The sequence below is a fragment of the Roseateles sp. P5_B10 genome, from assembly GCF_056400485.1.
The window spans coordinates 1-5,566 of sequence record NZ_JBFULE010000341.1 but is presented as its reverse complement, the minus strand read 5'-3'; the positions used below and the strand labels follow the sequence as shown (position 1 = coordinate 5,566).

Sequence of the window (5,566 nt, the reverse complement as noted above, 5' to 3'; positions counted from 1 at the left end):
GCCAGATCATGTTCAAGGTGGACGCCATGGTCACGCCCAAGACGCCCATCGACGGCATCGAGCCCAGCAGCGTCATCGTCATGACGGAGCAGAACGCCCGCGTGCTGATGGCCTTGCTGAAGGCACAGATCGCCGAAATCGACAACAAGAAGCCCAAGAGCCGCCACGGCCGCCACGGCTGAACTCGCGAGGCAAAGGACGACTCCCATGCAGTACCCCCAATACAACCCCGCCTCCGACAACCGGCCGCTGTCCGACGAGGAGCTCGACGACCTGGACGAGCTGCTCTCGGTGCTGCCCACCGATAGCGCGATGAACATCGAGGCGCTGGACGGCTATCTGACTGGCCTGCTGCTGTCGCCGCAAAAGCTGGCCGACCTGCCTGGAGACGCCTGGCTGCCGGTGGTCTGGGGCGGCGACCAGGAGCCCGACCCCAAGCCCTTCGCCAGCGGCAAGCAGCGCAAAAAGGTCGTCATGGCGATGCTGCGGCATGTGCAATCCATCGCCATGGCCTGGACGCATGCGCCCAAGGCCTGGGAGCCCATCTTCAGCTTTGCCTCACTGGAGGGGGACAGCGAAGGTGAAGACACCGAGTACGCCGACGCCGAAGACTGGGCTGCCGGCTTCCTGATGGCCGTGGACCTGGCGCCCGAGGCCTGGGGGCCGTTGTTCGACGGTGCCGGAACGGCCGAGCTGCTCGCGCCCATCGCCGCCCTGGGCGGTGAGGATGGCGCGCTGGCCGAAGGCTCGGCTGCCGAGCGCGACGAAGCCAGCCGCAAGATTCCTGACGCCATGCTGGCGTTGTGGGCTCTGCGCCAAGACGCCGACCAGAAAGCGTAACCATCCCCCCAACGCGGGTGGTTGCAGGTGGCCGCAAGCGTCGGTTTAGGTTAACTTCAGGCCATGCTCCAGACCCTGCTCGCAGCCACCGGCCTTGCCGTCTGCATCGCGATGGCGGTCCACATGGCCCTGCCCTACCGGCTGCAGGCGCGGGTGGATGCCGGCGTGGCCGCCCTGGCATCGTGGGTGGAGTTGCAGATCGCCCGCCTGACCGGTTGGCGCCGCCGCCAGCGCCAGACCAGAGCCGCCGCGCTGGAGGCCGAGCGCGTCATCCGCCGCGCCCGCGAGTCGGCCCTGCACGATGCGCGCGACAGTCGCACGGACGGCGAGTGGGACGGCAACGTCTATCGGCCCAAGAGCTTCGAGAAGCCCAAGAAGCCGCACTAGTCAGCTGACTGCTGCAGGCGCCACATTTCGGCGTAGCGGCCGTTCCTGGCCAGCAAGGTGTCGTGCCGGCCGCGCTCGATGATGCGGCCCTGCTCCAGCACGAGGATCTCGTGCGCGTCGACGACGGTGGACAGGCGGTGGGCGATGACCAGCACGGTCTTGTTCTGGCCCACGGACTCCAGTTCGGCCTGGATGGCGCGCTCGTTGGTCGAATCCAGTGCCGACGTGGCTTCATCAAAGATGAGGATGGGCGGGTTCTTCAGCAGCGTGCGCGCAATGGCCACGCGCTGCTTCTCGCCACCCGACAGCTTCAGGCCACGTTCGCCCACCATGGTGTCGTAGCCGAGCGGTGTCGCCGCGATGAAGGCATGGATATGCGCCGCACGCGCCGCGCCCTCGACCTCCGCCTGGCCAGCGCCGGGCCGCCCATAGGCGATGTTGTAGGCCACGGTGTCGTTGAAGAGCACGGTGTCCTGCGGCACGATGCCGATGGCGCGGCGCAGGCTGGACTGCGTCACCGTACGGATGTCCTGGCCGTCGATGCGGATGCCACCCGAGTCGATGTCGTAGAAGCGGTAGAGCAGCCGCGCCAGCGTGCTCTTGCCTGAGCCGCTGGGGCCGACGACGGCGACCTTCCTGCCCGCCGGGATCTCGAAGCTGACGCCGTGCAGGATGGGCCGCACGGAGTCGTAGGCGAAGCGGACGTTGTCGAAGACGACACTGCCGCCACCCACGGCCAGCTCGGCGGCATCCGGCGCATCGGCGATCTCGCGCTCGCGGTCCAGCAGCACGAAGAGCTTCTCGATGTCCGTCAGCGCCTGCTTGATCTCGCGGTAGATCACGCCGAGGAAGTTCAGCGGGATATAGAGCTGGATCATGAAGGCGTTGACCATGACCAGGTCGCCCAGGCTCATGTGGCCCGCCACGACGCCCTGGGTGGCTCGCCACAGCATCAGCACCAGCGCCGACGCGATGATGAGCTGCTGGCCGGTGTTCAACATGGACAGCGTGCGCTGGCTCTTCAGCTGGGCCTTGCGCAGCTTCTCCAGGCTCTCGTCATAGCGCGTGGCCTCGAAGGCCTCGTTGTTGAAGTACTTGACCGTCTCGTAATTCAGCAGCGAGTCGATGGCCTTGCTGTGGGCCACCGAGTCCAGCTCGTTGAGCGTCTTGCGGAACTTGGTGCGCCACTCGGTGACGACGACGGTGAAGCCGATGTAGATCACCAACGCCGCCACCGTGATGCCGGCGAACCAGACGTCGAACTTRACACCCAGCAGCGTCAGCACCAGCACCACCTCGATCAGCGTCGGCACGATGCTGTACAGGGAATAGCTGATCAGCGAGTGCACAGCGCGCGTGCCGCGCTCGATGTCGCGCGTCATGCCACCGGTCTGGCGTTCGAGGTGAAAGCGCAGCGACAGGTCGTGCAGATGCCGGAACACCTGCAGCGAGATGCTGCGCGACGTGCCCTCGGTGGCCTTGGCGAAGATCAGCTCACGTGCCTCGGCGAACAGCGACGTCGACAGCCGCAATGCGCCATAGGCCAGCAGCAGGCCCAGCGGCACCACCAGCAGGGCCTCGGGCTGGCCAGCCTTGAGGTTCAGGCTGTCGATCAGCTGCTTGAGCAGCAGGGGCACGCCGACATTGCAGAGCTTGGCGCCCACCATGAAGGTCAGCGCCAGTGCAACGCGCCAGCGGTAGCGCCACAGATAGGGCAGCAGGCGGCCGACGGTGCCCCAGTCGCCACGGGGAGCGCTGGCTGAGGCGGGTTCAGGGAGGCGGGCGGCAAGAGAACGCATGCCGGCATTGTCCGGTCGCGCGCCGGAAGGCGTGTTCCGCATGGGAACTGCCGGCGAACCCCTTGCGCCTTTGACGCAGCGCAATCGCGGTGCACCTTTCTACCCCTACGCTGGGCCCCTGGCGCCGAAAACCAGGGCTGGTTATCCGTCCCACCTGAGAGGCCAATATGCGCAACAACCAACCGGTGACCCCGAACGGGTACGCCCTGGCCTCCGACCAGACCCYCATTTCCATCACGGACCTGAAGGGGCGCATTACCTACTGCAACCCCAGCTTCGTGGCCGTCAGCGGCTACGCGCAGGCGGAGTTGCTGGGCCAGCCGCACAACATCGTGCGCCACCCGGACATGCCGGAGGAGGCCTTCCGCGACCTCTGGGCCACCATCGAGGGCGGACAACCCTGGACCGCACTCGTCAAGAACCGGCGCAAGAACGGCGACTACTACTGGGTGCGAGCCAACGCGACGCCGGTGCGAAACGGCGACCGCACGGTGGGGTATCTGTCGGTGCGCACCAAGCCCAGCGACGTCGAGGTACGCCGCTTCGAGCAGCTCTACGCCACCATGCGCGCTGAGGCGGCCGCAGGCCGCCGGACTCATGTGCTGCGGCGCGGCGTGGTCAAGCGCAACGACACAGTGGGCCGCCTGACAGACTGGCTGCGGCCCGAGTTGCGCGGCCAGATGGTTTTGCTGGCCGTGCTGGCCGCGGCCGGACCGCTGCTCGCAGCCTGGGCCGGCGCGCCAGGCTGGGGCCTGGTACTGGCTGCCCTGGCCAGCACCGCCGCCGCCAGCTACGGCCTRCTCGCGAGCGGGATCGCCCCGCTGCGCCAGGTGATTGCCACCGCCAACCTGCTGGCAGGCGGCGATCTGACGCGGCACGTCGAGGTCAGCGGCCGGGGCGAGATCGGCGAGCTGCAACTGGCGCTGGCCCAACTGACCGTGTCCGTGCGCACCGTCGTGCGCGACGTGCGCGAGGAGGTCATCCACCTGGAGGACGGTGCCCGGGAGATCGCCGCCGGCAACCAGGACCTGTCTTCCCGCACCGAGTCCCAAGCCAGCAGCCTGGAGCAGACCGCCGCCGCGATGGACGAGATCAGCGGCACCGTGCGGCAGACCTCGGAGCTGGCCGGCGACGGTGCCCGCTTTGCGCGCGAGACCGCCGGTGTGGCCCAGCGCAGCCAGCAAGCCGTCCACGGCGTGACGGACACCATGCAGGAGATCACCGACTCGTCGCAGCGCATCGGCGACATCATCCAGGTCATCGAAGGCGTGGCCTTCCAGACCAACATCCTGGCCCTGAATGCCGCCGTCGAGGCGGCTCGCGCCGGCGAGCAGGGCCGCGGTTTCGCGGTGGTGGCCGCCGAGGTGCGCGCCCTCGCTCAGCGCACCGGCACGGCAGCCAAGGAGATCCGCGCCCTTATCGAGGAATCGCGCGGGCGCGTCGAGACCGGCAGCCACCGGGCCGGTGACGCACAGCTGCGCATGGACGAGGTGGCCTCCGCCGTGTCACGCGTCAGCGACGTGCTGGTGCAGATCGACACCGCCGCGAGCGAGCAGGCCACCGGCGTCGCCCAGGTCGGCGAGGCCGTGCAGCAGATGGATGCCATCACGCAGCAGAACGCCGCGATGGTGGAGGAGCTGGCCGCTTCGGCCACAGCGCTGAACGGCCAGGTCAGCCGGGTGCGGGACTCCATCCGTGTCTTCCGCCTGAGCGACCAGGACAGGAGCCTGGCCGAGGCCGACGCGGCCAACTTGCGCAAGGCGCAGCGGGGTGACACGGCGCCTCGCGCCACGCCGGGCGCCGACAACCGGTAGCGCTTCTGAACGGCAGCTTGTACSGGACAATCCCGCCATGACTGAAAACGCCCCATCGACACCGCACGGCGGTGACCGCCAGCTCGTCCTGCGCGTCATGCCCATGCCGGCCGACGCCAACGCCAACGGCGACATCTTCGGCGGCTGGATCATGGCCCAGGTCGACATCGCCGGCTCGGTGCTGCCGGCCCGCATCTCGCGTGGCCGCGTCGCCACCGTCGCCGTCAACGAGTTCGTTTTCAAGCAGCCGGTGTCCATCGGCGACCTGCTGAGTTTTTACGCCACAGTCACCCGGGTGGGCCGCACCTCCGTCACCGTGCACGTGGAGGTGATGGCCGAGCGCGACCCGGAGAACCTGCACGTGGTCAAGGTGACCGAGGCCAACCTGACCTACGTGGCCATCGACCGCGAAGGCAAGTCGAGGCTGGTGGCACCCTGATCGGCCCGCGCCGATCCAGGGGTCACGGCGTCACGATCAGGTCGACCGCGTCGTAAGACAGTGCCGGGCTCAGGTATGCCGTGCCCGAGGTACCGCTGACGACATTGACGGTCACCGTGTTGGTGCCGGCCACCAGCGCGGTCGACGGAATGTCGAAGCTGTAGAGCCGGTTCACGCCGCGGTAGGTGCCCACCGTCAGGTTGCGCGAGCCCTTGGGCGGCGCGGTCGGGATGGCGGAGGTCCAGCTGCCGTTGTTGACGCTGATCTGCGGCCGGGCGCCGTTGAAG

7 protein-coding genes are annotated in these 5,566 nt (G+C 68.1%); 5 read left to right on the top strand and 2 right to left on the bottom strand.

The features are described 5' to 3' along the window. From AC1DU6_RS18775 to AC1DU6_RS18765, 3 genes are all read left to right on the top strand, one after another. Positions 1–182, top strand: a 182-nt coding sequence (locus tag AC1DU6_RS18775; protein ID WP_477858845.1) for a hypothetical protein, incomplete at its 5' end; no start/stop codon positions are given. 25 nt (positions 183–207) lie between these two features. Continuing rightward, positions 208–840 (top strand): UPF0149 family protein, encoded by a 633-nt coding sequence (locus tag AC1DU6_RS18770; protein ID WP_477858843.1) that lies wholly within the window; start codon positions 208–210, stop codon positions 838–840. 63 nt (positions 841–903) lie between these two features. Continuing rightward, a complete protein-coding gene (locus AC1DU6_RS18765; protein WP_056203062.1) occupies positions 904–1,227 on the top strand; it encodes a hypothetical protein in 324 nt (107 codons plus the stop codon). Here AC1DU6_RS18765 and AC1DU6_RS18760 read toward each other — a convergent pair. Continuing rightward, positions 1,224–3,026, bottom strand: a complete 1,803-nt coding sequence (locus AC1DU6_RS18760; RefSeq protein WP_477858841.1) for an ABCB family ABC transporter ATP-binding protein/permease — start codon at positions 3,024–3,026, stop codon at positions 1,224–1,226. The genes AC1DU6_RS18765 and AC1DU6_RS18760 overlap by 4 nt on opposite strands. Before the next feature lie 167 nt (positions 3,027–3,193). Here AC1DU6_RS18760 and AC1DU6_RS18755 point away from each other — a divergent pair, with 167 nt between their 5' ends. Both AC1DU6_RS18755 and AC1DU6_RS18750 read left to right on the top strand, forming a co-directional pair. Beyond that, a complete protein-coding gene (locus tag AC1DU6_RS18755; RefSeq protein ID WP_477858839.1) occupies positions 3,194–4,840 on the top strand; it encodes a methyl-accepting chemotaxis protein in 1,647 nt (548 codons plus the stop codon). A 37-nt stretch (positions 4,841–4,877) separates the two neighbouring features. Beyond that, the gene (locus AC1DU6_RS18750) at positions 4,878–5,279 is read left to right on the top strand and encodes an acyl-CoA thioesterase (protein WP_056203053.1); all 402 of its coding nucleotides are present in this window, start codon (positions 4,878–4,880) and stop codon (positions 5,277–5,279) included. Between the two features lie 22 nt (positions 5,280–5,301). Here AC1DU6_RS18750 and AC1DU6_RS18745 read toward each other — a convergent pair. Beyond that, a partial coding sequence (locus tag AC1DU6_RS18745) for a polysaccharide lyase family protein (protein WP_477858837.1) occupies positions 5,302–5,566 on the bottom strand: 265 nt, incomplete at its 5' end.